The organism is Streptomyces sp. cg40 (assembly GCF_050320165.1).
Classification (GTDB): Bacteria; Actinomycetota; Actinomycetes; order Streptomycetales; family Streptomycetaceae; genus Streptomyces; species Streptomyces hokutonensis.
The window spans coordinates 4,463,516-4,487,647 of record NZ_CP190128.1; the positions used below are offsets into that span (position 1 = coordinate 4,463,516).

Sequence of the window (24,132 nt, forward strand, 5' to 3'; positions counted from 1 at the left end):
GGCCACACGGTGCGTAGCTTCGTCGTCACTCAGCCGAACCGCAGGCGGGAGGGGAGCCACGGTGCCCGGAATCGACGAGTGCTTACTGGAGGCCATGCGACTGCCCGGTGCCCGGGGCGCCGCGCTGGTCGACTGGACCAGCGGGCTGGCCCTGGGCGTCGTGGGAGAGTCGCCCGGCGGTGACCAGGAGGCCAGTGCGGCCGAGGCCGCGGAGCTGGCGCGGCTGGCGGCCGAGCACCGGGCGTTCGCGTCCGACGCGGAGGACGGGGAGGAGGCCGACGATCCTCCGCTGGAGGATCTGATCGTCAGCAACCGGGACAGCTATCACGTGCTGCGGTTCGTGCGGACGTCGTTCGACAGCAGTGTGTTCCTGCATCTGTGGCTGGCCCGCGCGGAGGGCAATCTCGCGCTGGCCCGGATCCGGCTCGGCGAGATGGCGGGGCGGCTGGTGCTGGGATGACCGCGCTCAGGACCACGCCGACCACCCCGCCGCCCCGGCTGCCGGTGCGGGACAAGTCCGCCGCCGTCGACCGGGCCTGGGGCGGGGTGTCGCCGATGCTGACCAGGCTCGCGGAGGAGAAGGCAACCGGTGTCCTCGTCCGCGAGCGCGGCAGTCTGCATCTCGTCGCGGGCCATGTGGTGCACGCCGAGAGTCCGTCCGCCCCCGGTCTCGACCTGCTCCTCACCGCCCACGGCACCCTGCGCCCCGAGGCCTGGGAGGCCGCGGCCAACGCGACCGACGACCGGCAAGCCACCACCCGGCTGCTGCTCGACGGCGGGCTGATCGGCCCGGGCGCGCTGGAGTTGTGCCAGCTGGGGGCGCTGTACGACGCGGCGTACTTCGTGCTCGCGCCGAGCAGCACCCCGGGGCGTTTCCGGTACGGGGTCACCCATCCACTGGGCTCCGTGCGGCCGGTTCCGGTGGCCGCACTGGAGCGCGAGACGCTGCGCCGCCGCGAACTGCTGCACCGCGTCTGGCCGGACGCGTCGACGGACGGCGCGCCGCTGGTGCGGGCCGACCCCGTCGCGCCCCCGCCGATCACCGCCCGGCAGGCCGCCGTACTGGCGCGGGTGGACGGGGTACGGACGGCGCCGGAGATCGCGCGGCTGCTGGGCCGGCGGGCCTACCCCACGCTGCTGGACGTCCGGCGGCTGGTGTCGGCGGGGCTCGTCTCGCCCCGGCCGCCCGCCCCGCCCGCCGTCCTGCCCCCGCCCGACGTCACCGACCCCGACATCACATTGCTGAAGAGGCTCAGGGATGCGCTGGAGGCCCTTTGAGTGGCAGCGAGCACGCGCCGAGAGGAGAGAGCCGATGGCCTCCGAGGCCGAAGTCCTGGACGAGCTGCGGCGGTTGAGAGCCCGGGTGCCGCAGCTGACGGGGGCGCTCGCGGCGGGCGTCGACGGTCTCGTACTGGCGCAGGACACCCCTGGCATCGAGCCGGAGCGGGTCGCGGCGCTCACCGTGACGGCGCTGGGCGTGGCCATGCGGATGGCGGACGCGACCGGGCAGGGCGACTTCCGCGAGCTGCTGGTGCGCGGGGTCTACGGCTATGTCGCGACCTATGCGGCGGGCCGGGGCGCCGTGCTGACCGTGCTCGCCCAGGACCGCGTGAACCTCGGCCGACTGCTGCTGGAGGGCCGCCGCACAGGGGCCCGGATCGGGGAACTGGTCGACGCCGAGGCGGCGGCGACGGCCGAGGCCGCCGAGGCCGAGGAGCGGGCCGAGGCGGCGCCCGCCAAGGCGCCCGCGAAAGCCACCACCGCACGACCGAGAACAGCGCGCGCACCACGCACCACCGCAACGACCAACGCGCGCACCACCACGGAAAGTTGAACGGACCCAAAGGGAGCACTGTCATGGCCAACACCGAAACCTCGCTCAAAGAGGCGCTGACCTCCATCGAGGGCGCGACCGGAGTCGCGCTCGTCGACTACACCAGCGGTATGGCGCTCGGCACGATGGGCGGCAGCAAGACCTTCGACCTCGGCGTCGCCGCCGCCGGCAACACCGACGTGGTGCGCGCCAAGATGCGCACCATGGAGCACCTCGGCCTGAAGGGTGAGATCGAGGACATCCTGATCACCCTGTCGAGCCAGTACCACCTGATCCGGCTGATCAAGGGCCGAGGCGGCAACGGGCTGTTCCTCTACCTGGTGCTGGACGCGGGCCGCAGCAACCTGGCGATGGCCCGCCACCAGCTGAAGCGGATCGAAGCCGATCTGGAGGTGTAAGGCCCCGGCTACGCGTACACGTCGCCGCGGCGGCGCGCCCCGCCCGGGGTGGCGTCGCCCGCGGCGATGCCGGTGGAGCGGTAGCCCTTGACGGATTTCCCGGCGGGGGCGCCGCCCCGCCCGTCCAGCCAGTCCACGCGGATCCACAGCAGGACGTCCTCGGCCCGTTCCCGGCGTCCCAGCCAGGCGGCCTTCAGCCGCAGTCCCGTGCCGGCCCCGGCCAGCAGCATGCCGCCCGCCGCCGGCACCGCGAAGGCGCTGCCCAGCGCGAGCGCGAAGGCGAGCACGATCCACCAGCGGTGCGCGCGGCGCCAGTTGCGTACGGACACCGCGCGGTCCTGGAGCACGTCGTGCTTGCCGGCCCTGGCGGCGCCACGGGCGAGGGCGGTGTAGCGCCTGCGGCGCGTGTACGCCACGACGGCCGCCGTGACGATGAAGAGGGCGGCCCCGGCCAGCACGCCGATCCGGCGCCCGGTGATGCCCGACGGCAGCACTCCGACACCCGCCGCCAGCACCCCGAACCACCACAGCGGGGCGGCTCCGGCCCGTACGACGACGGCCACTCGGGCCAGCCCCTGGACTCTGCGATCTCCGCGTGCCACGTCCTGCCTCCTGGTCGCCTCGGCACAGTTCCGTCGGGCCGCGAGACTAGTGAGCGAACGTGAGACGAGTCTGAGAACGGACTTTTCAGGACGGCGTGTCCAGGCGCTCGGTGAGCTCGCCGGCGGCCCAGCGGGCCCACTGCTCGGCGGTCTCGGAGCCCCGCAGCCCGTATTCGAGCATGAGCCAGCCGCAGACCTGGACCGGGTCGCCCACCCACTTCGCGTTGTCGTGGATGGCCTGCAGCGCGGTGAGCCGCGCGTGGTTGTGGTCGGCGAACTTCTCCAAGTAGGCCGCGCCCTCACCGCTGTTGAGGGTCCACAGGAAGAAGACCCGGAGGAGCGCGGCGCTGCGGAACGCGAGGTCGAGGTCGGGTTCGGTGAGCCAGCGGCGCAGTTCGGCGCGGCCCGCGTCGGTGATGCCGTACTCCCGCCGTTGGCGGGCGCCGGTGCCGGTGATCTCGATCAGCCCGTTCTCGTCGAGCTTGGCCAGTTCGCTGTAGACCTGGCTCTTCTGCGCGGGCCACACGGCCGACAGCCCCTCGTCGAACCGCTTGAGCAAGTCGTAGCCGCTGGCGGGCTGTTCGGAGAGGAGCCCGAGGAGGGCGTGGGGCAGGCTCATGAACTCACCCTACCTTTCCGCTATTTCACGTATCTTGACTGGACGGTCGAGAGTTGGACGGTCATAATCCTACCGTCCAATATTGGAATCCCGATGGGCTCCTGCCGCCGAGCTCTTGGATTCTTGGATTCGTGGAGGAAGACACCGGTGAACTACGTCCGCGGTTTCGCACCCTGGCTGTGTTACGCGGCCCTGAGCCCGGTCGACTGGCGACTGGGCACGGGCGCCGCCGCACTGGCCGCGCTCTGGTTACTCGCCGGGCAGCTCCGCGCCCGGAGCGTCGACCTGCTGGGCGCCGCCACCTGCGCCTTCTTCGTGGTCATGGCCTCCGTCGCGCTGGGAGACCCGTCGTCGGGCCTGCGGAACTGGATCTGCGCGCTGGCGAACGCCACCCTGGCGGCCACCGCCCTGGCCTCGCTCGCCGTGCGCCGCCCGTTCACCCTGGCCTTCGCCCGGGCCGAGGTGCCGCGGGAGTTCTGGCACGCGCCCCGGTTCATCCGGGTCAACATGGTCCTGACGTCGATATGGGCAGCCGCGTTCACCCTCGGCGCGCTCGCCTGCGCCTTGGTGGTCGGCTACGACCACTCCTCGACCGCCCCGCTGGTCACCGTCCAGGTCCTGGCGTTCGTCGTCCCGTTCGCTCTCTCCGGCCGTTACGCCGCCCGAGCCAAGGCCAAGGCCGCCGCCGCGACCGGACAGGCGATCGCATGAGCACCCACGACGCGACGGCCGAACCGGCGGAGTCGACAGAACCCGCCGAGCGGATCGAACCCGCGAGTCCGGAGCGGCTGATCTACTTCTCGGACGCGGTGGTGGCCATCGCCATCACCCTGCTGGCCCTCGAACTGCCGGTCCCCGGCGCGGAGGCGCACGGCGACGCGGGTGTGCGGCACTTCCTGCGCGAGCACCTGACGGAGTACTTCGCGTTCCTCGTCAGCTTCGCGGCCATCGCCATGCAGTGGATGCTGCACCAGCGCGTCTTCCGGTACGTGAGCGGTCTGTCCGGCGGGGCGATCCGCTGGAACCTGCTGTGGCTGCTGCTGATCGTCGTCACGCCGTTCACCACGAAACTGCTGACCAGCGAGGCGGACGCGTTCCGGACCCAGTTCATCGTGTACGCGGCCGGCCAGGCCCTGACCAGCCTGTCCTTCAGGCTGACCGTCGCGGATCTGCGCAGGTCCGGGCTGCTGCGCCCGGACGCCCCGCGTTCGGTGATCGCGGAGACCCTGGCCTGGGCGGACGCGACGATCGTGACCTTCGCCGTCTCGATCCCCGTCGCCCTGGTCACGCACTGGGCGTCCCTGTGCTGGGCCCTGCTGCCGCTGACGCAGAAGATCCTGCGCCGCGTCACCTGACGGGAAGAGGCCGCCCGGCAACCACGACCCGGGCGGCCCCAACGCCGAAACACCCACGCACACACGGCACTTGACGCCCCGTCACTCCACGAACAGCCCCCGCGCCGCCGCCCGCGCGTCGAACTCCTCCAGCCGGGCCTGCGCGTCCGGCAGGTCGTCGCACATCGCCTCCAGGAGCACCCGGCCCAGCAGCATCGGCGCGCACGCCGTGTCGAAGGCGAGGCCGGTGCCGACGGCGGCCGGGATCAGCAGGTCGGACACCTTGGCGACCGGCGCGAACGCCGAGTCCGCGACGGTGACGACGGTCAGGCCCGCCTCCCGCGCGTACGCCAGCGTGTCCACGACCTCGCGAGGATGCCGGGGCAGCGCGAAGCACAGCAGGGCGGTGGCCCCGGCCCGCACGGCCGCGTCGATCCGGTCGTGGATCATCGTGCCGCCCTCGTTGAGCAGCCGTACGTCCGGATGGACCTTGGCGGCGAAGTACGCGAAGCCGTACGCCTGGGAGGCCGCCGCGCGCAGGCCGAGGACGGGCAGCGGGCGGGAGTTGGCGAGCAGCCGGCCCGCCTTGGCGACCGGGCGGGGGTCGGCCAGTATCTCGGCGAGGTGCTTGAGGTTCTCGATCTCGGCCTCTACGGCCTGCTGGTACTCGTTGTACGACGCGGTGTCCGGGGCCGACTCGGCGGGCGCGACCTCGCGGAGGTGTTTGCGCAGCGCGGGGTAGCCGTCGAAGCCGAGGGCGACCGCGAAGCGGGTCACGGAGGGCTGGCTGACCCCGGCGAGCTCGGCGAGTTCCACACTGGACAGGAACGGCACCTCGGCGGCGCGGCGCACCATGCTGTGCGCGATGCGCCGCTGGGTCGGCGTGAGCCGGTGCCCCTCGAAGAGCGTCTGAAGTCGTGCGGCCGGGCTGTCGGTCGCACCCGTACTGCTGTCCAAGGTCCCCTCCAGGCTTGCGTCCACCGTCTCTTCCAGGCTCCCATCCACGGTCATGACGTGCTCCCCCTCCAGATCTCGGTGAACCGGTCCAGCAGTCCGGCCGCCGCCGTCACGTCGTCCGTGAGCGGCCGGTCCGCCGGGTCGTCGTCGAGCACCGCCTCGGCGAGCTCCAGCGCGCGGCCGACCGGGAGTTCCGGGTCGGGCCGCAGGTCGCGCTGGCGCAACGCCCGTACGGCGGCGACGAGTTCGCAGCCGACCACGAGACGGTACGCGCGGCAGGCGCGCAGTGTCTGACGGGCGGCCAGCGAGGCGAAGCTGGCCTGTTCCTCGACGCCCCGGGAGAGTACAGCGTGCCCGAGCGAGGCGGGAGCCGAGAACGCGCGCAGGTCGCCGAGGGCGGCAGCGGCGGCGTACTCCAGGATCATCACGCCGGAGGAGGCGGGTTCGCTGTCGGCGAGGAAAGGCTTGAGGCGGGTGAACGCGGGCTCGTTGAGGGAGGAGAGCCGGGACGTCGACAGCCGGGCCACCTGGGTGACGGCGAGCCTGAAGTGGTCCAGGGCGAGGGCGAGTTGGGCCTGGTAGAAGCCGCCGTGGTGGTAGGCGGTCATGTCCTCGGCGGAGATGAAGGGGTTCTCGGCGGCGGCGTTGATCTCGATCGCGAGCACCTCCTCCAGCGCGTCCGCCGCGTCGTGCGCGGGCCCGTGGATCTGCGGCAGACACCGGAAGCCGTACGGGTCCTGGATCCGCCCGAGCGGAGGGGTGGGCCGGTCGGCGGCACCGATCAACTCCCGCATCCGGCGGGCCACTTCGGTCGACCCCCGGTGCGGCCGGGCCGCGTGCACGGGCGCCGCGAACGGCTCGTGCGACCCGTCCACGGCAAGCAGCGACAACGCCCCCACGACCTGCGTCGCCCCGATCAGCCCCCGCAACTCGTGCAACGCAAGCGCGGACTGCCCGAGGGTGAGCGCGTTGCTGCTGATGAGCGCCAACGCGTCGTTGTTGTCGAGGGGTTGGGGCTCGGGAACGCCGGTGCGGGTGCCGTGGCCGCCGAAGGACTGCGGCTCGGTGACACCGACGCGTGCACGGGCGCCGGAGGCCGCCGCACCGCGACCGCGGGCACCCTCGCCGCCTCCGCGACCAAAGCCCTCCGCGTCGCCGTCACCAACGCCCTCGACGTCCTCCGCAGCACGGCCGACAAAAGCCCCGGCGCCACTCCCGACCAAGGTCTCCGCGCCCCGCCCGCCGGGCCCCTCCCCGCCACGCCCACCGGAAATCCCCGCACTCCGCCCCCCGGAGACCTCAGCGCCCGGCCCGCCGGACCCCTCCGCGCCCAGGCCGCCGGAGGCCACCGCACCGACCCCACCCGAGACCACCGCGCCCGCTCCACCGGAAGCCGCCGTGCCGAGCCCACCAGAGCCTTCCGCAGCCGCCCCGCCCAAAGCCACCCCGGCGTCCCCGCCTCCGCCGACCGCACCGGAGTCCCCCGCCGTCCGCCACGGCCGCTCCCCCACCAACGCCAACCCCACCTGCGCCAGCGCCGCGATGTCCCCCGTCCCCACCGAGCCGAACTCGTTGACGACCGGATGGACCCCGCTCTCCAGCGCCTCGCACAGCGCCGTGACGACCGTAGGCCGCAGTCCCGCGCCCCCGGCCAGCAGCTGGTTCGCACGGACGGCGAGCATCGCCCGCACCTCCCGGGCCGGGAGTTCGTCGCCGATCGCGCCGGCGTGGCTGCGGAGGAGCCGGAGGCCGTGCTCGGCCGCCGCCTCCGTGGGCACGTCCTCGTTCCGGTTGGCGCCGACGCCGGTGGAACGGCCGTAGACGCGGCCGGTCGCGGCGATCTGGCGGGCCGCGTCCCAGGACTCGGTCGCGCGCTTCATCGCGTCGGTGCCAGGGACCGGCCGGGCGTCCCCGTCGGCGAGCCGGACGACATCGGCGACCCCGAAGCCGACCCCGTCGAGGACGACGAGGTCGGAGCTCCCGGACACCATCGCATCGGCGGCGTCCGCGATCTGAGACGACATATAGCCTCAAACTCCCCTCAATAAGGACACTCGATCTTGCCTGCCGAGCATCCGTTACCTCGGATTAACGCGGAGACATTGACAAACTATTCAGACACCGAGAACTCTGCATGACGTTATACAGCCGGGCAAGGGACAACTCATGATCCAGTTCGACGCGGTCCACAAGCGCTTCCCCAACGGCACGACAGCAGTTCACGACCTCTCCCTGGAGATGCCGGAAGGCGGGGTCACCGTACTGGTCGGTTCCTCCGGTTGCGGCAAGACGACCACCCTTCGGATGATCAACCGGATGATCGACCCGACCTCGGGCGTCATCAAGGTCGGCGGCAAGGACGTCACCCAGCAGGACGCCGCCGAACTGCGCCGCTCCATCGGGTACGTCATCCAGCAGTCGGGGCTCTTCCCGCACCGCACGGTGCTGGACAACATCGCCACCGTGCCGCTGCTCCTGGGCCACGGCCGGAAGAAGGCCAGGGCCCGCGCGGCCGAGCTGCTGGAGACCGTCGGCCTCGCCGCCGACGCCGGCAAGCGGTACCCGCACCAGCTCTCCGGCGGCCAGCAGCAGCGCGTCGGCGTGGCCCGCGCGCTCGCCGCCGACCCGCCGGTCCTCCTGATGGACGAGCCCTTCGGCGCCGTCGACCCGGTGGTCCGCACCCAGCTCCAGGACGAACTCCTGCGCCTCCAGAAGGAGTTGAACAAGACCATCGTCTTCGTCACGCACGACATCGACGAGGCCGTACGGCTCGGCGACCGCATCGCGATCTTCCGCACCGGCGGCCACCTCGTCCAGTGCGCGGCCCCCGCAGAACTCCTCGCCCGCCCGGCCGACGACTTCGTCGCCGACTTCCTCGGCGCCGAGCGCGGCCTCAAGCTGCTCTCTCTGAAGACCCTCGCGGACGTCCCGCAGGGCCCGGCCCCCGAGGGCGGCACCTGGACACTCGTACTCGACGAGGCGCGCAAGCCGCTCCACTGGGCGGCTGCATCCTCAGGGGGTGCCGAGATCCCCCTACGAGCGCTCCGCGACGGCGACTCCCTGCTCGCCGCGCTCGACGAGTCCGTGGCCTCGCCCACCGGTCTGGTCGCCCGCGTCGACGCCGACGGCGTCCTCACCGGCGTCTCCTCCCGCGACGACATCCACACCCACGCGGGCCGGGCGCACGCCGAAGCGCGGAGCCACACCGTGACCGAGGTGGCGGCATGAGCGTCGACTGGTCGTGGATCGGCGACCACACCGACGACCTGACCAGCCTCACGTTCTCGCATCTCCAGGCCGCGATGACCGCCGTCTTCTTCGGCCTGCTGATCTCGCTCCCGCTGGCGGTCGTGGCCCACCGGGTCCGCCCGCTCCGGGGCTTCCTGCTCGGCCTCTCGAACGTCCTGTTCACGATCCCGTCGATCGCGATCTTCGTGCTCCTGCTCCCGATCAGCGGCCTCACCCGCACCACCACCGTGATCGGCCTGACGGTCTACACGCTGGTCGTGCTGCTGCGGAACACGGTCGAGGGTCTGGACTCGGTCCCCGCGAAGACGAAGGAGGCCGCGAAGGCGATGGGCACGCGCCCCCTGCGCACACTTCTCACCGTCGAACTCCCCCTCGCGCTCCCGGTGATCATGGCGGGCGTCCGCATCGCCACGGTCATGTCGATCTCCCTCGTCTCCGTGGCGACCTACATCGGCGACGGCGGCCTCGGCCAGCTCTTCACCGACGGCTTCCAGCGCGACTTCCCGACCCCGGTGATCGTGGGCGTGGTCCTCACCCTGCTGCTCGCGGTGGTCGCGGACGCGGCCCTGGTCGGCCTCCAGTACGTACTCACCCCGTGGACGAGGCGGCGAGCCTGATGTACGAACTCTTCAAGAACCTCGGCACGTGGCTGACCAGCGGCTCCCAGTGGGCCGGCACGGACGGCATCGCGCACCGCCTCGCCGAGCACCTCCAGTACTCGCTGCTCGCGACGCTCATCGCGGCCGTGATCGGCCTCCCGCTGGGCCTGCTGATCGGGCACACCGGCAAGGGCGCGTTCCTCGCGATCAACCTGGCCTCCTTCGGCCGCGCGCTGCCGACCGTGGGCCTGGTGGTCCTGGTCTTCCTGGCCAGCGGCCTGTCGATGTGGCCGGTGTACATCGCGCTGGTCGCCCTCGCGGTCCCGTCGATCGTGACGAACACCTACGCGGGCATGACGGCCGTGGATCCGGACGTGAAGGACGCGGCGCGCGGGCAGGGCATGCGGGGCCACCAGGTCCTGTTCCAGGTCGAGTTGCCCCTCGCGCTCCCCCTGATCATGACCGGCCTGCGGCTCGCCCTCATCCAGGTGGTGGCCACGGCCACGATCGCCGCCTACGTCTCCTTCGGGGGCCTGGGCCGCTACGTCTTCGACGGCCTGGCCCAGCGCGACCTCGTGCAGGTGCTCGGCGGGGCGGTGCTCGTCGCCGTCGTCGCCATCGTCCTCGACCTGGGCCTCTCCGCCCTCCAGCGCTTCCTCTTCCGCCACCGCACCGCCTAGGGATATCAACGTCATGAACCGTCGCACCCTCCTCGGCGCCCTCGCCGGAACGGCCGTCGCCGTCCCCGTCCTGTCCGCCTGCTCCAGCGGTGTCACCTCGCTCGACGGCGGGGGCTCCGCCGGCGGTGGCAGCGCCTCCAGCAAGAACGGCGTGACCATCGGCACCGCCAACTTCACCGAGAACCAGGTCCTCGGCTACCTCTACGCCGCCGCCCTCGAAGCGGCCGGAGTGAAGGTCAAGGTCCGCCCCAACCTCGGCACCCGCGAGATCGTCTTCCCCGCCCTCAAGAGCGGCGACATCGACCTTCTCCCCGAGTACCAGGGCGCCCTGCTCACCTACCTCCAGCCCAAGTCCAAGGTCGCGGAACCGGGCGAGATGCAGAACGCCCTCACCCTCGCCCTCCCCTCCGGCCTCCAGGTCCTGCCCTACGGCATCGCCGAGGACGCGGACTGCTTCGCCGTCACCCGCGCGACCGCGAAGAAGTACGGCCTGACCTCGCTGGCCGACCTGGCGAAGTACAACGGCAAGCTGATCCTGGGCGCCTCCGCCGAGGTGAAGACCCGTCAGGTGGGCGTCGTAGGACTGAAGGACGTGTACGGCATCGAATTCAAGGAGTTCAAGTCCCTTGATTCCGATGGCCCGTTGGTGAAGGGCGCACTGAAGAAGGGCGATGTGGACGTGGCGAACCTGTTCACCACCGACACCGACATCAAGGCCAACGACTGGGTGGTGCTGACCGACCCCAAGACCCTGATCCCCAGTCAGCACATCGTCCCGCTCATCGCCGACCGGGTGGCCGACCCGACCGTCCGCAAGGCCCTCGCGAGCCTCGGCAACCTGCTCACCACGGCCCAGCTCACCGAGCTGAACCGCCAGGTGGACAAGGACAAGAAGGACCCGGAGGACGTGGCGAACGCGTACGCGAAGCAGCACGGCATCACGAAGTAATGGCGCGTCGATGACCGGTCGATGATCCGACGAGGGATCAGTCAAGTGTCGTTAAATCGGCACTCTCGGTAACTGATCGCATGCGTAGGGTGAGTTCACGCTCACCACCTGAGGAACCGCATGGCCTCGAACCGCAGGGCCTTTCTGACGGCCACCACCGTCGGCGCGCTGGCCACCGCCCCCACGACCGCCACCGCCGCCGGCACCCGCCCCCGCCCGACCACGGCACCCGCAGCCCTCGCCGAACTCCTCGACGGCAACCGCCGTTACGCGACCGACCACCCCCGCCACCCGGACGAGAGCCGCGCGCTGCGCCGCCGACTGGCCACCACACAGCACCCGTTCGCGGTGATCGTCGGCTGTATCGACTCCCGGGTGCCGCCCGAGCTGGTCTTCGACCAGGGCCTCGGCGACCTGCTGTGCATAAGGACGGCGGGCGAGGTCCTGGACGAGGCGGTGCTCGCGTCCATCCAGTACGGCGTGGAGGAACTGCGCATCCCGCTCGTGCTGGTGCTCGGCCACGAGCGCTGCGGGGCGGTGGCCGCGACCCTCGCCCACCTGGAGACCGGCGCGCCCGTCCCCGGCCATCTCGCGCTCCTCGTCGACGAGATCGCCCCGGCCGCCCGCCGCACCCGGTCCCTGCCCGGCGACTGGGCCGAGCACACGATGACCGCCCACACGGCCTGGGTCAGGGACGCGATCCGCGCCGACCCCGCCTTCGCTCCGGCGCACGTCGTGGCGGGGCGCTTCGACCTCGACACGGGCGTCGTGTCCCTGCTGCCGTAACCCCCTTCCCCCCCCACGCGAAGAAGCTCATGCCCATGCCCATGAACGGCGTGCTCTCCGTCCTGCCCTCCCCCGCCGACCTCCGTACGATGACCCGCGCCCCGCGCCGCGACCTGCTGTGCGGCCTCACGGTCGCCGTCGTGGCGCTCCCGCTCGCCCTCGGTTTCGGGGTGACGTCCGGTCTGGGCGCCGCCTCCGGACTGATCACCGCGATCGTCGCGGGCTCGCTCGCCGCGCTGTTCGGCGGCTCCGCGCGCCAGGTCAGCGGCCCGACGGGCGCGATGACGGTCGTTCTCGTCCCGATCGTCCACGAGTACGGCGCCAACGGCGTCCTCACGGTCGGGCTGATCTCCGGCGTCATGCTCCTCGCGCTCGCCTTCGCCCGCGCGGGAACGGCGATGGCGTACGTCCCCGCACCCGTGATCGCCGGTTTCACCATCGGCATCGCCTGCGTGATCGCCCTCCAGCAGGTGCCCTCCGCACTGGGCGTGCCCGCCCCGGCCGGTGACCAGGTGGCGGTGGTGGCGGCGCGCGCGGCCCAGGAGTTCGACGCGACCCCGCACTGGGCGGCCCTCCTCCTCGCCCTCGGCTCGGCCGCGCTGATGCTGGCCGGGGCACGCTGGAAGCCGACGATTCCCTTCTCCCTGGCGGCAGTCGGCGTGGCGACGGTCGTGGCGGAGGCCCTGCACCTGCACGTCACCCGCCTCGGCAGCCTCCCGTCCTCGCTCCCCGCGCCCTCCCTCGCCTTCCTGGACGTGTCCCGCATCCCGACCCTCCTCCTCCCGGCGGCAGCCGTAGCGGCACTGGCCGCCCTGGAATCCCTCCTCTCCGCCTCCGTCGCGGACGCGATGCGCCCGGGCGAGCGCCACGACCCCGGCAAGGAACTCTTCGGCCAGGGCATCGCCAACCTCGCGGCCCCGCTCTTCGGCGGTGTCCCGGCGACGGGCGCCATCGCGCGTACGGCGGTCAACGTCCGCACCGGCGCCACCTCCCGCCTGGCCGCGCTCGCGCACGCCGTGATCCTCGCCGGGATCGTCGCGGTCGCGGCCCCGCTGGTGGGCCGTATCCCGCTGTCCGCCCTGGCCGGAGTGCTCCTTGCGACGGCGGTCCGCATGGTGGAGACGGACGCGGTCCGCGCGATGGCCCGCTCGACGCACGGGGACGCCCTGGTCCTGGTCCTCACGGCGGCCGGCACCCTCGCCCTCGACCTGGTGCGCGCGGTCCTGATCGGCCTGGGCGTCTCGGTCCTGCTGGCCCTGCGCGCGGCGATGCGCGGCACGCGCCTGACCCCGGCCGAACCCCCCGACCCCGCCTCCGGCACGGTGACGTACCGCTTCGAGGGCCCGCTCCTGTTCGCCGCCGCCCACCGCTTCCGCCGCGCTCTGGCCGAGGTGCGGGACGTGACGGCCGTAGACCTACGACTTTCCGGGCTGACGGCGGTCGACGCGACGGGCGCGCTGGCGCTGAAGGAGGCGGTGGCCGAGCTGCGCGACCGGGGTGTCGAGGTCCGCATCACGGGCGTCGAGCATGCCCACCACCGGGTGCTGGAGTCGCTCGGGGTGCTCCCGGTGAACCCGAATTCCAACAGGGGGGCTATCCCCAGTGCAGCGGGCGCGACCGCTCCCTAACGTAAGTCCCATGACGGGAATGGACTCGCACGACGCCGAACTCAAGAAGGAACTCAACGCCACCCTGCAGGCGCGCAGGGAGCTGGGCGACGAGTACGAGTCGGCGCTGGTCGACTCGTTCCTGGAGAAGGTCGACCAGCGCATCGACGGGGCGGTGGAGCGCCGGGTGCGCCGGCAGCTGGCCGAGCAGCAGATGGTGGTGGCCCGGGGCACCCAGGGCCCGAAGTCCACCGACTCCTGGGGCGAGCGCTTCGGCTTCGGCATCGTCTCGATGGTCCTGGCGATCCCGCTCTCCGCGATCGGCGGCGGCATCGCCCACCTCCCCGGCCTCCTGGTGGCCTGGGCCGGCATCGTCGGCGTCAACGCCGTCCAGGCGGCCCGCACCAACCCGGGGCTGTTCGGCGGGCGGCGCGGGAAGCCCTCGCAGGACGGCGAGTGGGAGGACTGAACCGCCCGGTCACGCCTGGCGGGTGGGCAGCACCATGATCTGCCGCAGGTTGACGTGCCGGGCCCGGCTCGCCGCGTAGGCCACGACATCGGCGACCTCCTCGGCGGACAGTCCGCCCAACGCCCCGAACATCTCGTCCAGTTGGCGGGCCATCTCCTCGCTGCCGAGGTGCGTCCCCAACTCGGTTTCGGTCAGGCCGGGTTCGATGTTGGTGACCCGTACGTCACGCGGCCCGAGCTCGGTGCGCAACGACTGGGAGAGATAGGTGACGGCGGCCTTCGTCGCGCCGTAAACGGCGTAGGTGGGGAACGTGATGTGCGCGCCGACGGACGAGATGTTGACCAGGTCCGCGCTGCGGCCCTCCCCCGCCGCCGCCACCAGGTCCCCGGTGAAGGCGCGGATGACGCGCAGCACCCCGGTCACGTTGGTGTCGAGCATCCGCCGCCACTCGTCGATCCGCCCGTCGTCGACGGGGTGCGGCAGCATGACACCGGCGGCGTTGACGACCAGGTCCACGGCCCCGAACGTCTCATGGACCCGCTCGGCGGCGGCCTCCACCGACGCGTCGTCGGTGACATCGGCGACGACCGCGAGGGCCTGTCCCCCGTCGGCCCGGATCTTCCTGGCAAGGGCGTCCAGCCGTTCCCCGCGCCGGGCCAGCAGCGCCACCCGCGCCCCGTTCGCGGCCAGTTGAACGGCGATCGCCTGCCCGATCCCGCGAAGGGCTCCGCAGGCCAACGGAGGCTTCGTGGTAGCGGTCAAGGCAACTTCAGCCTGTCCGGCGTTTGAGGACGAGGCCGTTCAGGCCGATACGGGGGTTTGGGGGCGCAGCCCCCAAGGCGGCGACATCAGTGCCGGGTGGGCTGCACGTCACGGCTGCCCGGCTTCCCGCACCCGGCTACCGTCGCGCCGCGAGGAGGGCGCGCAGCTGGCCGGGGTGAGCGTCGACTACTACATCCGGCTGGAGCAGGGGCGCGGGACGAGCGTCTCGGACGCGATCGCGCGGGTGCTGCGCCTGGACGAGACCGAACACACCTACTTGCGTACGGTGGCCCGACCCCAGCGCGCGAAGAAGGACCGGACGCCAACTCCCCGCGTCCGCCCCGGTGTTCAGGTACTGCTGGACGGCATGGACCGCATGCCCGCCTTCGTGCTGGGCCCCCGGATGGACGTGCTCGCCTGGAACACCCTCGCCGACGCGCTCAGCGGTTTCAGCGCCATGCCCGTCGCCGTGCGCAACATCCCGCGTCATGTCTTCCTCGACCCGGCCTCGCGTGACCTCTACCCCGACTGGGCCGCGGTCGCCGCACAGGCCGTCGCGAATCTCCGGGTCAAGGAGTGCGCCTACGGTGTGAAGCGCGTCCGGCATCCGGTCGCGGGCCTGCTGACGCCGCCGTACGAAACACTCGCGGTGCCGGGGGAGTTGGCGCAGACGCTCGTGGTCTACACGCCGGAGCCGGGTTCGGAGACGGCTGAGCGGCTTGCGCTGCTGGGGAGTTGGGCGACGACAGCGTCGTAGACGATCTGTCCGCGGGAAAAGCTATGCGCGGGGACCGCCGCACCCCCCGTTGCCGGGAGGGCGGGACGACGGCGGTCCCCGCGAGGGACGCGTGCCGGGTCAGGGCCGGGCGTGCGCGTCCTAGGCGTCGGTGGAGGTCCGGGAGCCGCTCCGGAGGTCCGTGACGCCGTTTTTGTGCCGGCGAGGCGGGGAGCCGCTCCCGCCCTGCCGACAACCACCAATCTGCCGTACCCGTGTTAAGCGGGTGCTGCGTGGACGTGACGCGCTCGTACCACTTCCGAGAAGTCCACCGATTCGGTAGGCAACCGCAAAGTCGCCGCCGTCACGGCCCGTTCACCGGACGTTTTGCTACTGCTTCCCGCCCTTGGCGAGGAAGGACAGCAGGTCCTGCCGGCTGATGACCCCGGTCGGCTTGCCCTCGACCAGGACGATCGCCGCGTCGGCCGCGCCCAGCACGGTCATCAGGTCGCCCACCGGCTCACCGGAACCGACCTGCGGCAGCGGCGCCGACATGTGCTTCTCCAGCGGGTCGGAGAGGGAGGCGCGCTGGGTGAACAGGGCGTCCAGCAGCTCGCGTTCGACGACCGAGCCGACGACCTCCGCCGCCATGACGTCCGGGTGGCCCGCGCCCGGCTTCACGATCGGCATCTGCGAGACGCCGTACTCGCGCAGCACCTCGATGGCCTCGCCGACGGTCTCGTCCGGGTGCATGTGCACGAGGGACGGGATGGCGCCGTGCACCTTGTCGTTCAGGACGTCGGCGACGCGGGCGCTGGGGCCCTCGTCCTCCAGGAAGCCGTAGTCGGCCATCCACTCGTCGTTGAAGATCTTGGAGAGGTACCCGCGACCGCTGTCGGGCAGCAGGACCACGACCACGTCGTCCGGACCGAGCCGTTCGGCGACCCGCAGCGCGGCCACGACCGCCATCCCGCAGGAGCCGCCGACGAGCAGCCCCTCCTCCTTGGCCAGCCGGCGGGTCATCTGGAACGAGTCCTTGTCGGACACGGCGACGATCTCGTCCGCGACGGTCCGGTCGTAGGCGGTCGGCCAGAAGTCCTCACCGACGCCCTCGACGAGATACGGCCGCCCGGAGCCGCCGGAGTAGACGGACCCCTCGGGGTCGGCGCCGACGACCTGGACCTTCCCGTCGCTGGCGTCCTTCAGGTAGCGCCCGGTGCCGGAGATCGTTCCGCCGGTCCCCACACCCGCGACGAAGTGGGTGATCTTCCCCTCGGTCTGCTCCCAGAGCTCGGGGCCGGTCGAGTGGTAGTGGGAGAGGGGGTTGTTGGGGTTGGAGTACTGGTCCGGCTTCCAGGCGCCCGGCGTCTCGCGAACGAGCCGGTCGGAGACGTTGTAGTACGAGTCCGGGTGCTCGGGGTCCACGGCGGTCGGGCAGACGACCACTTCGGCGCCGTACGCGCGCAGCACGTTGATCTTGTCGGTGGACACCTTGTCGGGGCACACGAAGATGCAGTGGTACCCCTTCTGCTGGGCCACGATGGCCAGGCCGACGCCGGTGTTGCCGCTGGTCGGCTCGACGATGGTGCCGCCGGGCTTGAGCGCGCCGCTCTGCTCCGCCGCCTCGATCATGCGCAGGGCGATGCGGTCCTTCACGCTCCCGCCGGGGTTGAAGTACTCCACCTTGGCCAGAACGGTCGCCTGGATGCCCGCGGTCACGCTGTTGAGCCTCACCAGCGGGGTGTTGCCGACGAGGCTGATCATCGAGTCGTGGAATTGCACCGTTGTCTCCGGTTGCTGCAAAGAAGTGGTCGTCATTGGTTCCGCCAGCCTAAGGCCCGGATTGGGCGTTCACCGCCTGTTGAGATTGGGCCACGTGCTGTTCGGGGCAAGGAGTGGATGACGGCTACGAGGAGGTGGCGGCGACGTATGACGAGGATGTCGAGGGCGCGGGTGGCCCGGCGGATCGCGGCCGGTGCGGCGTACGGCGGTGGCGGGGTCGGGCTGGTGGGCGCGGCAGCCATCGGGCTGGTGCTGGCCGAGGTCCGCTTCGTGAAACGCCATGTGGGCAACGGCCATGCGCCGGGCAGCAACCATGTGCCGAGCGCCGACGGCCGGTACGGCCATGTCTACGACACCCCGGGTGAAGCCCCGCTACGGCTGACGATGCTCGGCGACTCCACGGCCGCGGGGCAGGGCGTGCACCGGGCGGCCCAGACCCCGGGCGCGCTGCTGGCCTCGGGCCTCGCCGCGGTCGCGGAACGCCCGGTCGAGCTGCGCAACGTGGCCCTCCCGGGCGCCCAGTCCGACGACCTGGACCGCCAGGTGGCCCTCGCCCTCGCGGACACCTCCCGGGTGCCCGACGTCTGCGTGATCATGATCGGCGCGAACGACGTCACCCACCGCATGCACCCGACGACGTCGGTCCGCCATCTCTCGGCGACGGTACGGCGGCTGCGCACGGCCGGTGCCGAGGTGGTCGTGGGCACCTGTCCCGACCTCGGGACGGTGGAGCAGGTCCAGCAGCCGCTGCGCTGGCTGGCCCGCCGGGCCTCCCGGCAACTGGCGGCGGCCCAGACGATCGGCACGGTCGAACAGGGCGGGCGCACGGTGTCGCTGGGCGACCTGCTGGGCCCCGAGTTCGCGGCGAACCCGCGCGAGCTGTTCGGCCCGGACAACTTCCACCCCTCGGCGGAGGGCTACGCCACGGCGGCGATGGCGGTCCTCCCGACCGTCTGCGCCACCCTGGGCCTCTGGCCCGCGGAGGAGGACCGCCCGGACGCCTCCCGCCGCGAGGGCTTCCTCCCTGTGGCACGAGCGGCAGCAGAGGCGGCTGCGGAGCCGGGCACGGAGGTCACGGCGGCGATGCCGACGGGGCCCCGGGGGCCGTGGGCGCTGCTGAAGCGGCGGAAGAGGAGGCGGGTACCCGAGCCCGAGGTCGCTCCGGTTCGGACCACCCACCCCTGACCTGAGGAAAGCAAGCGCTTAGAAAACTGCGGTCAGGGTCACACAGCGATCCCCGTGACCTGTGCCATACGTACGGGTAACTTCCCAAGGAGCCGTGCCAGTCCCCCCGTACGAAACGCCAATGGAGCCGTGATGCCCGAAGCCGTCATCGTCTCGACCGCCCGCTCCCCCATCGGCCGCGCCGTCAAGGGCTCCCTCAAGGACCTGCGCCCCGACGACCTCACCGCCACGATCATCCAGGCCGCCCTGGCGAAGATCCCCGAGCTGGACCCCGCGCTCATCGAGGACCTGATGCTCGGCTGCGGCCTCCCCGGCGGCGAGCAGGGGTACAACCTCGGCCGGATCGTCGCCGTACAGATGGGCATGGACCACCTGCCGGGCTGCACGATCACCCGTTACTGTTCCTCGTCCCTCCAGACCAGCCGCATGGCCCTGCACGCCATCAAGGCCGGCGAGGGCGACGTCTTCATCTCGGCCGGTGTCGAGATGGTCTCCCGTTACGCCAAGGGCAGCTCGGACGGTCTCCCGGGCACCACGAACCCCCTGTTCGACGAGGCGCAGGCGCGCACCGCCGCGACCGCCGCGTCCGAGGGCTCCACCTGGCACGACCCGCGCGAGGACGGCCTGCTCCCCGACCCGTACATCGCGATGGGCCAGACCGCGGAGAATCTGGCCCGGATCAAGGGCGTCACCCGCCAGGACATGGACGAGTTCGGCGTCCGCTCGCAGAACCTCGCCGAGGAAGCCATCAAGAACGGCTTCTGGGAGCGCGAGATCACCCCGGTCACGCTGCCGGACGGCACGGTCGTCAGCAAGGACGACGGCCCGCGCGCCGGCGTCACCCTGGAGGGCGTCCAGGGCCTGAAGCCGGTCTTCCGCCCGGACGGGCTCGTCACCGCCGGCAACTGCTGCCCGCTGAACGACGGCGCCGCCGCGGTCGTCATCATGAGCGACACCAAGGCCCGCGAGCTGGGCCTGACCCCGCTGGCGCGGATCGTGTCGACCGGTGTCTCCGGCCTCTCCCCCGAGATCATGGGCCTCGGCCCGGTCGAGGCGTCGAAGCAGGCGCTGGGCCGCGCGGGTCTCACCGTCGACGACATCGACCTGTTCGAGATCAACGAGGCGTTCGCCGCCCAGGTGATCCCGTCCTACCGCGACCTGAACATCCCGCTGGAGAAGCTGAACGTGAACGGCGGCGCGATCGCCGTCGGCCACCCCTTCGGCATGACCGGCGCCCGCATCACCGGCACGCTGATCAACTCCCTCCAGTTCCACGACAAGCAGTTCGGTCTGGAGACGATGTGCGTCGGCGGCGGCCAGGGCATGGCGATGGTCATCGAGCGCCTCAGCTGACCAACTCCCCGTAGCCGAACGGGAACTTTGCGTCACCCTCGGGCCCGGAACCCAGTAACCACCTGGGTTCCGGGCCGATTTGTGATCCAATCTCCCCCAGGATGTGACCTATCTCCCATCGAAGAGGGATTTCCCCAGGTCAGGACCGTTTCACCACCAAACATCGGGCCCAAAGTCCTGCCCGATTCGTGACGTTACGCACTGACAGCTGGTTAGTCCGCCCTTCAAGCTGATGTAGGAAGTCGGGGGTCGACTTTGAACCGGGAGTACGTCAGTGAGCGCCATGCCGATCGCTTTGCTGCTCACCACGGCCGCCACAGGCGCCGTGGGCGTCGCCGTCCTGCGCACCCTCTTGGTGCTCCGTCGACAGGTGGCGGACCTGCACACCGAACTGGCCGAGGGCCGGGCCGCCGCCGTACGCGCACTCGTGCCCGCCGCCCGAAGCCACACCGACGCGGACGAGATACGCGCCGCCGTGGCCGAGGCACTGGCCGAGGAGCGGGAGCGGGAGCTGGCCGAGGCGCGGGCCTTCTGGGCCGCCCAGGAAGCCCGTGACACCGAGGTGCCGACCCTGCTGGGTCTGCCCGACAGCGAGCTGTTCATGCCCCGCCAGAGCGACTTCGTGGGCCTCGAACCGCTGGAGCCGGTGACCGAGCCGTTCACCGAGCCCGACGAGTTCGCCGGAGACTCCCCGGAACTGGCCGCGGCCCGCCGCCGCCACCCGTCCCACCCGGACTTCGTCCCGGCCCAGTCACCCATCGCGAACGACCACGAGCGCACGGTGGCGACGCTGGAGGAACTGGCCGAGTCCGCCGTGGAACTGGCCGACGTCCGGCCCGGTCCGCTCGGCACGCTCGACGTCTACGTCTTCGTCGACGGCACCACCCTCTGCATGACCCCCGGCCACCGCGAAACCGCCGAACGCCTCGCCTCCGCCCTCCGCGCCGGCGAGACCCCGTTCCTGCTGGGCGGCTCGGGAATCTCCGGCGCCTACACGCTGACGTTCGCGTGCGGCGAGGAGAACGTGTACATCCTGGCGGACCGGGTCATAGCGTCACTCTGATTTTTCGGGGGTGCGGGTTCGTTTTCGAGTGCGGGCCGGTGGGGGCTGGCCGCGCAGTTCCCCGCGCCCCTAAAGACCAAAAACTCGGGGCCCGGCGTGTCTTTTAGGGGCGCGGGGAACTGCGCGACCAGCCACGACGCACCCGCACCCGCCGACGCACCTCAGACCCCCGCTCTCTTCTGCGCCTCCGCAACCAACCCGAGCGCCTCATCGACTTCGGCGTCATTCACCAGAACAACCGCCAAGTCATGCACGGCAACGGTGATTTGATCGGCGGCGGCAAACATCCCCGCATCCGGCATCTCCCGAGCATCGACGCCCGGCTCCTCAACAGCCTGCGCCCACCGAGACATTTGCCTGGCCAGCGCCAGCGCCTCCGCGGCAGCGCCCCGTTGCAAACGGCTCTGCGGCGCAGCCCGCAACCGGTCCGCGAAGTGATCCACCGCTTGAGTCAACCGCGTCGTATCCACCACGCCGCGAGACTACGCGCCGCACCGGGACTGTTGCCAACGGGCGAACGCTCAGGCACGGTGACCTGAAGGACCGGCTTACACCCCATGCGTCCGGAGGCGCCGATGTCCCAAGTGTTCTCCCAGGAGACCCACCGCAACCTGCTCGCCCGCATCCCCCACTGCACCGGTCGTGAAGTGTCCGACTGGCTGCGCACCGTCGACGAAGGCCCCGCCCTCTTCCGCTTCGAGGAGAAGGTCAGCTGGCTCCGCGCCGAGCACGACCTCGCATACGGCCACGCCAAGGCGATCATTCACGAGTACGACCTGAGGAGGGCCGCGCGCAAACTGCTCTAGGCGCGCACCACGGACATGACGAAGGGCCCCGGGAACGAACCCGGGGCCCTTTCGCGGATCAGCCTGCTGTCGGCTAGTCGTTGCTGTTGAGGATCGCGATGATCCGCAGGAACTCCATGTAGATCCACACCAGCGTCAGCGTGAGTCCGAAGGCCGCGAGCCACGCCTCTTCCTTCGGGGCGCCGTACGCGATGCCGTCCTCGACCTGCTTGAAGTCCAGGGCGAGGAAGCAGGCACCGAGGATGATGCCGATGACACCGAAGAAGATGCCGAGCGGGCCGCTGCGGAAGCCGAGGCCGTCACCGCCGCCGAACACCGCGAACAGCAGGTTGACCGCCATGAGCAGCACGAAGCCGAGCGCGGCGGCCATCACGAAGCCGTAGAAGCGGCGGTTGACGCGGATCCAGCCCGCGCGGTACGCGATGAGCACGCCGGCGAAGACGGCCATCGTGCCGATCACGGCCTGCATGGCCGCGCCGCTCGCGATGCGGTTGTCGACGACGCTGGAGACGACGCCGAGGAAGACGCCTTCCAGGGCGGCGTACGACAGGATCAGCGCGGGGACGGGCTTGCGCTTGAAGGACTGGACGAACGCCAGCACCATCGCGATCAGCGCGGCGCCGATCCCGATGCCGTAGGAACGGCCGATGTTGGCGTCGTCGACCGGGAGCAGCACCCAGGCGAGCGCGGCCGTGACGATCAGCGTGCCGAGGGTGGTGCCGGTGCGCTGGACGACGTCGTCCATGGTCATCCGGCCGGTGGTGGCCGGGGCCTGGGGCGGTGCGCCCTGCTGAAGGTCCTGCTGGGCGTAGGGGTTCTGCGCGTACGGGTTGCCCGCCGCGTAGGGGTTGCCCTGCGTTCCTACGGCGGGGCCCCCGGCCTGCGGCGCGGTGTTGAAGCCCGCGTAGCCGTTGTCGCGGCTGAACCCCCGTCGCGAGAAGACCGGGTTTCTGCTCCTCATTTCACTCCTCCATGGCCGCCTCGCGCGGCCTTGGCCTCAAGAGTAATAGGTAGGCAAAAGTTTGACCCTACCTCTTGGGGAGGATCTTCCCCTCGTCCTGCCACGGTACGCGGTGGACCGCACCCCCCGGCGACTCTGGTACCAACCCGTGACGCCTCCCTCAGAGGGTGTCCAGGGGGAACCCGGTGTACGCCTCCGCCAGGTCCGTCTCGGCCGCCCGCGAGGACGCGATCCGCTCCAGCCGGGCCAGCTGGAGCCGCCCCTCGAAGGGCGTCGCGCCGGGCGCCGGGTGGAGAAGGCTCGTCATGTCGTAGGAGAACCGCTCGGCCTGCCACACCCGCCGCAGACAGGTCGCGGAGTACGCGTCGAGCCGCTCCTCGCTCCCCGTCTTCTTCTTGTACGTCAGGGCCCGCGCGAAGGTGACGACGTCCCCGACGGCGAGGTTGAGGCCCTTGGCCCCGGTGGGCGGCACGATGTGCGCGGCGTCGCCGGCGAGGAAGAGCCGGCCGTACCGCATGGGCTCGTGGACGTAGGAACGCATGGGGGTGACCGACTTCTGGGTGATGCGCCCGCGGTCGAGCGTCCAGCCGTCCTCCGTCTCGAACCGGCGCTCCAGCTCGTCCCAGATCGCCTCGTCGCTCCAGCTCTCGGCGTCCGTGTCCTCCTCCACCTGGAGGTAGAGACGGGAGACGGAGGGGGAGCGCATGGAGAGGAGCGCGAAGCCGCGGTCGTGGCGGGCGTAGACGAGTTCGTCGTGCGAGGGCGCGACATCGGCGAGGATGCCGAGCCAGGCGTAGGGGTACGACCGTTCGAAGACGCGGGTCAGTTCGGCGGGGATCGCGGTGCGGGCGATGCCCCAGAAGCCGTCGCAGCCGACGACGTAGTCGCAGTCGAGGACGTCCTCGCGGCCCTGGTGCCGGAACCGGACGCGCGGGCGGTCACTGTCCGCGCCCTCCACCGCGAGCGCCTCCGCCTCGAACAACAGCGGTCCGCCGCCCGCGAGTTGAAGGGCGATCAGGTCCTTGCACACCTCGGTCTGCGCGTAGACCATCACGCTGCGGCCGCCGGTGAGGGCCGGGAAGTCCACACGGTGCCGCTTCCGGTCGAACCGCAGCTCGATCCCGTCGTGCCGCAGCCCCTCCCGGTCCATCCGCTCCCCGGCCCCGGCCTCCCGCAGTACGTCGACGGTCCCCTGCTCCAGGATCCCGGCCCGCTGCCGGTGCTCGACGTACTCCCGGTCCCGGCTCTCCAGGACGACCGAGTCGATACCGGCGTTGTGCAGCAGCCGGGCGAGGAGGAGTCCGGCGGGGCCGGCTCCGATGATGCCGACGGTGGTACGCATCGGGGGTCCCTTCGAGTGCGGGCCGTTCAGTACGTTCACTGGACGTTTTGTTCGTGTGGTGAAATTTACTTCACCTATGT

General features: G+C 71.3%; 26 protein-coding genes and 1 pseudogene. 18 read left to right on the plus strand and 9 right to left on the minus strand.

What is annotated here, in order from left to right; all coding sequences use genetic code 11:
- Positions 1-61: 61 nt before the first annotated feature.
- From ACQHII_RS19635 to ACQHII_RS19650, 4 genes are read left to right on the plus strand one after another with little or no spacing between them, the layout of a single operon-like run.
- Positions 62-460 carry a hypothetical protein gene (locus tag ACQHII_RS19635; RefSeq protein WP_362974760.1) on the plus strand — a complete coding sequence of 133 codons (399 nt, stop codon included), beginning with the start codon at positions 62-64 and terminating at the stop codon, positions 458-460.
- A complete protein-coding gene (locus ACQHII_RS19640; protein WP_427920520.1) occupies positions 457-1,278 on the plus strand; it encodes a transcriptional regulator in 822 nt (273 codons plus the stop codon). The genes ACQHII_RS19635 and ACQHII_RS19640 overlap by 4 nt, the downstream gene beginning before the upstream one ends.
- A 34-nt stretch (positions 1,279-1,312) precedes the next feature.
- On the plus strand, positions 1,313-1,834 hold the full coding sequence (locus ACQHII_RS19645; protein WP_427920521.1) for a roadblock/LC7 domain-containing protein: 522 nt from the start codon (positions 1,313-1,315) through the stop codon (positions 1,832-1,834).
- A gap of 23 nt (positions 1,835-1,857) precedes the next feature.
- Positions 1,858-2,232 carry a hypothetical protein gene (locus ACQHII_RS19650; RefSeq protein WP_403641370.1) on the plus strand — a complete coding sequence of 125 codons (375 nt, stop codon included), beginning with the start codon at positions 1,858-1,860 and terminating at the stop codon, positions 2,230-2,232.
- 8 nt (positions 2,233-2,240) lie between these two features.
- Here ACQHII_RS19650 and ACQHII_RS19655 read toward each other — a convergent pair whose 3' ends face one another.
- Together ACQHII_RS19655 and ACQHII_RS19660 are read right to left on the minus strand one after the other, a co-directional pair.
- Positions 2,241-2,834, minus strand: coding sequence for a hypothetical protein (locus tag ACQHII_RS19655; protein ID WP_427920522.1), 594 nt, complete (start codon positions 2,832-2,834; stop codon positions 2,241-2,243).
- 85 nt (positions 2,835-2,919) lie between these two features.
- A complete protein-coding gene (locus ACQHII_RS19660; protein ID WP_359603406.1) occupies positions 2,920-3,453 on the minus strand; it encodes a PadR family transcriptional regulator in 534 nt (177 codons plus the stop codon).
- Positions 3,454-3,600: 147 nt separating this feature from the next.
- Here ACQHII_RS19660 and ACQHII_RS19665 point away from each other — a divergent pair, with 147 nt between their 5' ends.
- Entirely contained in the window at positions 3,601-4,164 is a 564-nt protein-coding gene (locus tag ACQHII_RS19665) for a hypothetical protein (RefSeq protein ID WP_427920523.1), read from the plus strand.
- The gene (locus ACQHII_RS19670) at positions 4,161-4,808 is read left to right on the plus strand and encodes a TMEM175 family protein (protein WP_427920524.1); all 648 of its coding nucleotides are present in this window, start codon (positions 4,161-4,163) and stop codon (positions 4,806-4,808) included. The genes ACQHII_RS19665 and ACQHII_RS19670 overlap by 4 nt, the downstream gene beginning before the upstream one ends.
- 81 nt (positions 4,809-4,889) lie before the next feature.
- Here ACQHII_RS19670 and ACQHII_RS19675 read toward each other — a convergent pair whose 3' ends face one another.
- Together ACQHII_RS19675 and ACQHII_RS19680 are read right to left on the minus strand one after the other, a co-directional pair.
- Positions 4,890-5,798: a MurR/RpiR family transcriptional regulator gene (locus tag ACQHII_RS19675; protein ID WP_427920525.1), complete on the minus strand. Its 909-nt coding sequence runs from the start codon at positions 5,796-5,798 to the stop codon at positions 4,890-4,892.
- Entirely contained in the window at positions 5,795-7,768 is a 1,974-nt protein-coding gene (locus tag ACQHII_RS19680; RefSeq protein WP_427920526.1) for an aromatic amino acid ammonia-lyase, read from the minus strand. Before ACQHII_RS19680 ends, ACQHII_RS19675 begins: the two co-directional genes overlap by 4 nt.
- A 142-nt stretch (positions 7,769-7,910) precedes the next feature.
- Here ACQHII_RS19680 and ACQHII_RS19685 point away from each other — a divergent pair, with 142 nt between their 5' ends.
- The 7 genes from ACQHII_RS19685 (at position 7,911) to ACQHII_RS19715 (ending at position 14,083) form a co-directional block, all read left to right on the plus strand.
- Positions 7,911-8,972 carry an ABC transporter ATP-binding protein gene (locus ACQHII_RS19685; RefSeq protein ID WP_427920527.1) on the plus strand — a complete coding sequence of 354 codons (1,062 nt, stop codon included), beginning with the start codon at positions 7,911-7,913 and terminating at the stop codon, positions 8,970-8,972.
- A complete protein-coding gene (locus ACQHII_RS19690; protein ID WP_200713682.1) occupies positions 8,969-9,610 on the plus strand; it encodes an ABC transporter permease in 642 nt (213 codons plus the stop codon). The genes ACQHII_RS19685 and ACQHII_RS19690 overlap by 4 nt, the downstream gene beginning before the upstream one ends.
- Entirely contained in the window at positions 9,610-10,272 is a 663-nt protein-coding gene (locus ACQHII_RS19695; RefSeq protein WP_427925362.1) for an ABC transporter permease, read from the plus strand. The genes ACQHII_RS19690 and ACQHII_RS19695 overlap by 1 nt, the downstream gene beginning before the upstream one ends.
- Positions 10,273-10,285: 13 nt before the next feature.
- On the plus strand, positions 10,286-11,221 hold the full coding sequence (locus ACQHII_RS19700) for an ABC transporter substrate-binding protein (protein ID WP_427920528.1): 936 nt from the start codon (positions 10,286-10,288) through the stop codon (positions 11,219-11,221).
- A gap of 120 nt (positions 11,222-11,341) precedes the next feature.
- Positions 11,342-12,007 carry a carbonic anhydrase gene (locus ACQHII_RS19705; protein ID WP_427920529.1) on the plus strand — a complete coding sequence of 222 codons (666 nt, stop codon included), beginning with the start codon at positions 11,342-11,344 and terminating at the stop codon, positions 12,005-12,007.
- Between the two features lie 35 nt (positions 12,008-12,042).
- Complete coding sequence (locus ACQHII_RS19710; RefSeq protein ID WP_427920530.1) at positions 12,043-13,635, plus strand: SulP family inorganic anion transporter; 1,593 nt, start codon at positions 12,043-12,045, stop codon at positions 13,633-13,635.
- Positions 13,636-13,654: 19 nt separating this feature from the next.
- On the plus strand, positions 13,655-14,083 hold the full coding sequence (locus ACQHII_RS19715) for a hypothetical protein (RefSeq protein WP_427925363.1): 429 nt from the start codon (positions 13,655-13,657) through the stop codon (positions 14,081-14,083).
- A gap of 9 nt (positions 14,084-14,092) precedes the next feature.
- On the opposite strand, the gene ACQHII_RS19720 is transcribed toward ACQHII_RS19715, so the two are convergent.
- Positions 14,093-14,845: an SDR family oxidoreductase gene (locus ACQHII_RS19720; protein WP_427920531.1), complete on the minus strand. Its 753-nt coding sequence runs from the start codon at positions 14,843-14,845 to the stop codon at positions 14,093-14,095.
- Positions 14,846-14,972: 127 nt separating this feature from the next.
- Here ACQHII_RS19720 and ACQHII_RS19725 point away from each other — a divergent pair.
- Positions 14,973-15,602, plus strand: a pseudogene (locus ACQHII_RS19725) (helix-turn-helix transcriptional regulator); the annotation flags it as partial.
- 348 nt (positions 15,603-15,950) lie between these two features.
- Here the strand turns inward: ACQHII_RS19725 and ACQHII_RS19730 are convergent.
- Entirely contained in the window at positions 15,951-17,342 is a 1,392-nt protein-coding gene (locus tag ACQHII_RS19730) for a cystathionine beta-synthase (protein WP_093628626.1), read from the minus strand.
- A gap of 147 nt (positions 17,343-17,489) precedes the next feature.
- On the opposite strand from ACQHII_RS19730, the gene ACQHII_RS19735 reads away from it, so the two are divergent.
- The 3 genes from ACQHII_RS19735 to ACQHII_RS19745 all read left to right on the plus strand — a co-directional run bounded on the left by ACQHII_RS19735 (position 17,490) and on the right by ACQHII_RS19745 (position 20,943).
- Entirely contained in the window at positions 17,490-18,527 is a 1,038-nt protein-coding gene (locus tag ACQHII_RS19735; protein WP_427920532.1) for an SGNH/GDSL hydrolase family protein, read from the plus strand.
- A 132-nt stretch (positions 18,528-18,659) separates the two neighbouring features.
- Positions 18,660-19,880 carry an acetyl-CoA C-acetyltransferase gene (locus tag ACQHII_RS19740; protein ID WP_200712238.1) on the plus strand — a complete coding sequence of 407 codons (1,221 nt, stop codon included), beginning with the start codon at positions 18,660-18,662 and terminating at the stop codon, positions 19,878-19,880.
- 274 nt (positions 19,881-20,154) lie between these two features.
- The gene (locus tag ACQHII_RS19745; protein WP_427920533.1) at positions 20,155-20,943 is read left to right on the plus strand and encodes a hypothetical protein; all 789 of its coding nucleotides are present in this window, start codon (positions 20,155-20,157) and stop codon (positions 20,941-20,943) included.
- 161 nt (positions 20,944-21,104) lie between these two features.
- Here the strand turns inward: ACQHII_RS19745 and ACQHII_RS19750 are convergent, their stop codons facing one another.
- The gene (locus tag ACQHII_RS19750; protein WP_427920534.1) at positions 21,105-21,416 is read right to left on the minus strand and encodes a hypothetical protein; all 312 of its coding nucleotides are present in this window, start codon (positions 21,414-21,416) and stop codon (positions 21,105-21,107) included.
- Between the two features lie 102 nt (positions 21,417-21,518).
- Between ACQHII_RS19750 and ACQHII_RS19755 the strand changes: the two genes are divergently transcribed.
- Positions 21,519-21,749, plus strand: a complete 231-nt coding sequence (locus ACQHII_RS19755; RefSeq protein WP_026178224.1) for a DUF4287 domain-containing protein — start codon at positions 21,519-21,521, stop codon at positions 21,747-21,749.
- A 73-nt stretch (positions 21,750-21,822) separates the two neighbouring features.
- Here the strand turns inward: ACQHII_RS19755 and ACQHII_RS19760 are convergent, their stop codons facing one another.
- Both ACQHII_RS19760 and ACQHII_RS19765 read right to left on the minus strand, forming a co-directional pair.
- A complete protein-coding gene (locus ACQHII_RS19760; protein WP_427920535.1) occupies positions 21,823-22,710 on the minus strand; it encodes a Bax inhibitor-1/YccA family protein in 888 nt (295 codons plus the stop codon).
- A 160-nt stretch (positions 22,711-22,870) separates the two neighbouring features.
- On the minus strand, positions 22,871-24,052 hold the full coding sequence (locus ACQHII_RS19765; RefSeq protein ID WP_427920536.1) for a 4-hydroxybenzoate 3-monooxygenase: 1,182 nt from the start codon (positions 24,050-24,052) through the stop codon (positions 22,871-22,873).
- Positions 24,053-24,132 lie beyond the last annotated feature (80 nt).

Coding starts and splice junctions, on each gene's coding strand:
- ACQHII_RS19680 (WP_427920526.1), bottom strand. CDS start 7,768: ATGTCGTCTCAGATCGCGGACGCCGCCGATGCGATGGTGTCCGGGAGC.
- ACQHII_RS19645 (WP_427920521.1), top strand. CDS start 1,313: ATGGCCTCCGAGGCCGAAGTCCTGGACGAGCTGCGGCGGTTGAGAGCC.
- ACQHII_RS19670 (WP_427920524.1), top strand. CDS start 4,161: ATGAGCACCCACGACGCGACGGCCGAACCGGCGGAGTCGACAGAACCC.
- ACQHII_RS19760 (WP_427920535.1), bottom strand. CDS start 22,710: ATGAGGAGCAGAAACCCGGTCTTCTCGCGACGGGGGTTCAGCCGCGAC.
- ACQHII_RS19700 (WP_427920528.1), top strand. CDS start 10,286: ATGAACCGTCGCACCCTCCTCGGCGCCCTCGCCGGAACGGCCGTCGCC.
- ACQHII_RS19660 (WP_359603406.1), bottom strand. CDS start 3,453: ATGAGCCTGCCCCACGCCCTCCTCGGGCTCCTCTCCGAACAGCCCGCC.
- ACQHII_RS19650 (WP_403641370.1), top strand. CDS start 1,858: ATGGCCAACACCGAAACCTCGCTCAAAGAGGCGCTGACCTCCATCGAG.
- ACQHII_RS19675 (WP_427920525.1), bottom strand. CDS start 5,798: ATGACCGTGGATGGGAGCCTGGAAGAGACGGTGGACGCAAGCCTGGAG.
- ACQHII_RS19705 (WP_427920529.1), top strand. CDS start 11,342: ATGGCCTCGAACCGCAGGGCCTTTCTGACGGCCACCACCGTCGGCGCG.
- ACQHII_RS19640 (WP_427920520.1), top strand. CDS start 457: ATGACCGCGCTCAGGACCACGCCGACCACCCCGCCGCCCCGGCTGCCG.
- ACQHII_RS19765 (WP_427920536.1), bottom strand. CDS start 24,052: ATGCGTACCACCGTCGGCATCATCGGAGCCGGCCCCGCCGGACTCCTC.
- ACQHII_RS19735 (WP_427920532.1), top strand. CDS start 17,490: ATGACGAGGATGTCGAGGGCGCGGGTGGCCCGGCGGATCGCGGCCGGT.
- ACQHII_RS19685 (WP_427920527.1), top strand. CDS start 7,911: ATGATCCAGTTCGACGCGGTCCACAAGCGCTTCCCCAACGGCACGACA.
- ACQHII_RS19690 (WP_200713682.1), top strand. CDS start 8,969: ATGAGCGTCGACTGGTCGTGGATCGGCGACCACACCGACGACCTGACC.
- ACQHII_RS19740 (WP_200712238.1), top strand. CDS start 18,660: ATGCCCGAAGCCGTCATCGTCTCGACCGCCCGCTCCCCCATCGGCCGC.
- ACQHII_RS19695 (WP_427925362.1), top strand. CDS start 9,610: ATGTACGAACTCTTCAAGAACCTCGGCACGTGGCTGACCAGCGGCTCC.
- ACQHII_RS19715 (WP_427925363.1), top strand. CDS start 13,655: ATGGACTCGCACGACGCCGAACTCAAGAAGGAACTCAACGCCACCCTG.
- ACQHII_RS19710 (WP_427920530.1), top strand. CDS start 12,043: ATGCCCATGAACGGCGTGCTCTCCGTCCTGCCCTCCCCCGCCGACCTC.
- ACQHII_RS19755 (WP_026178224.1), top strand. CDS start 21,519: ATGTCCCAAGTGTTCTCCCAGGAGACCCACCGCAACCTGCTCGCCCGC.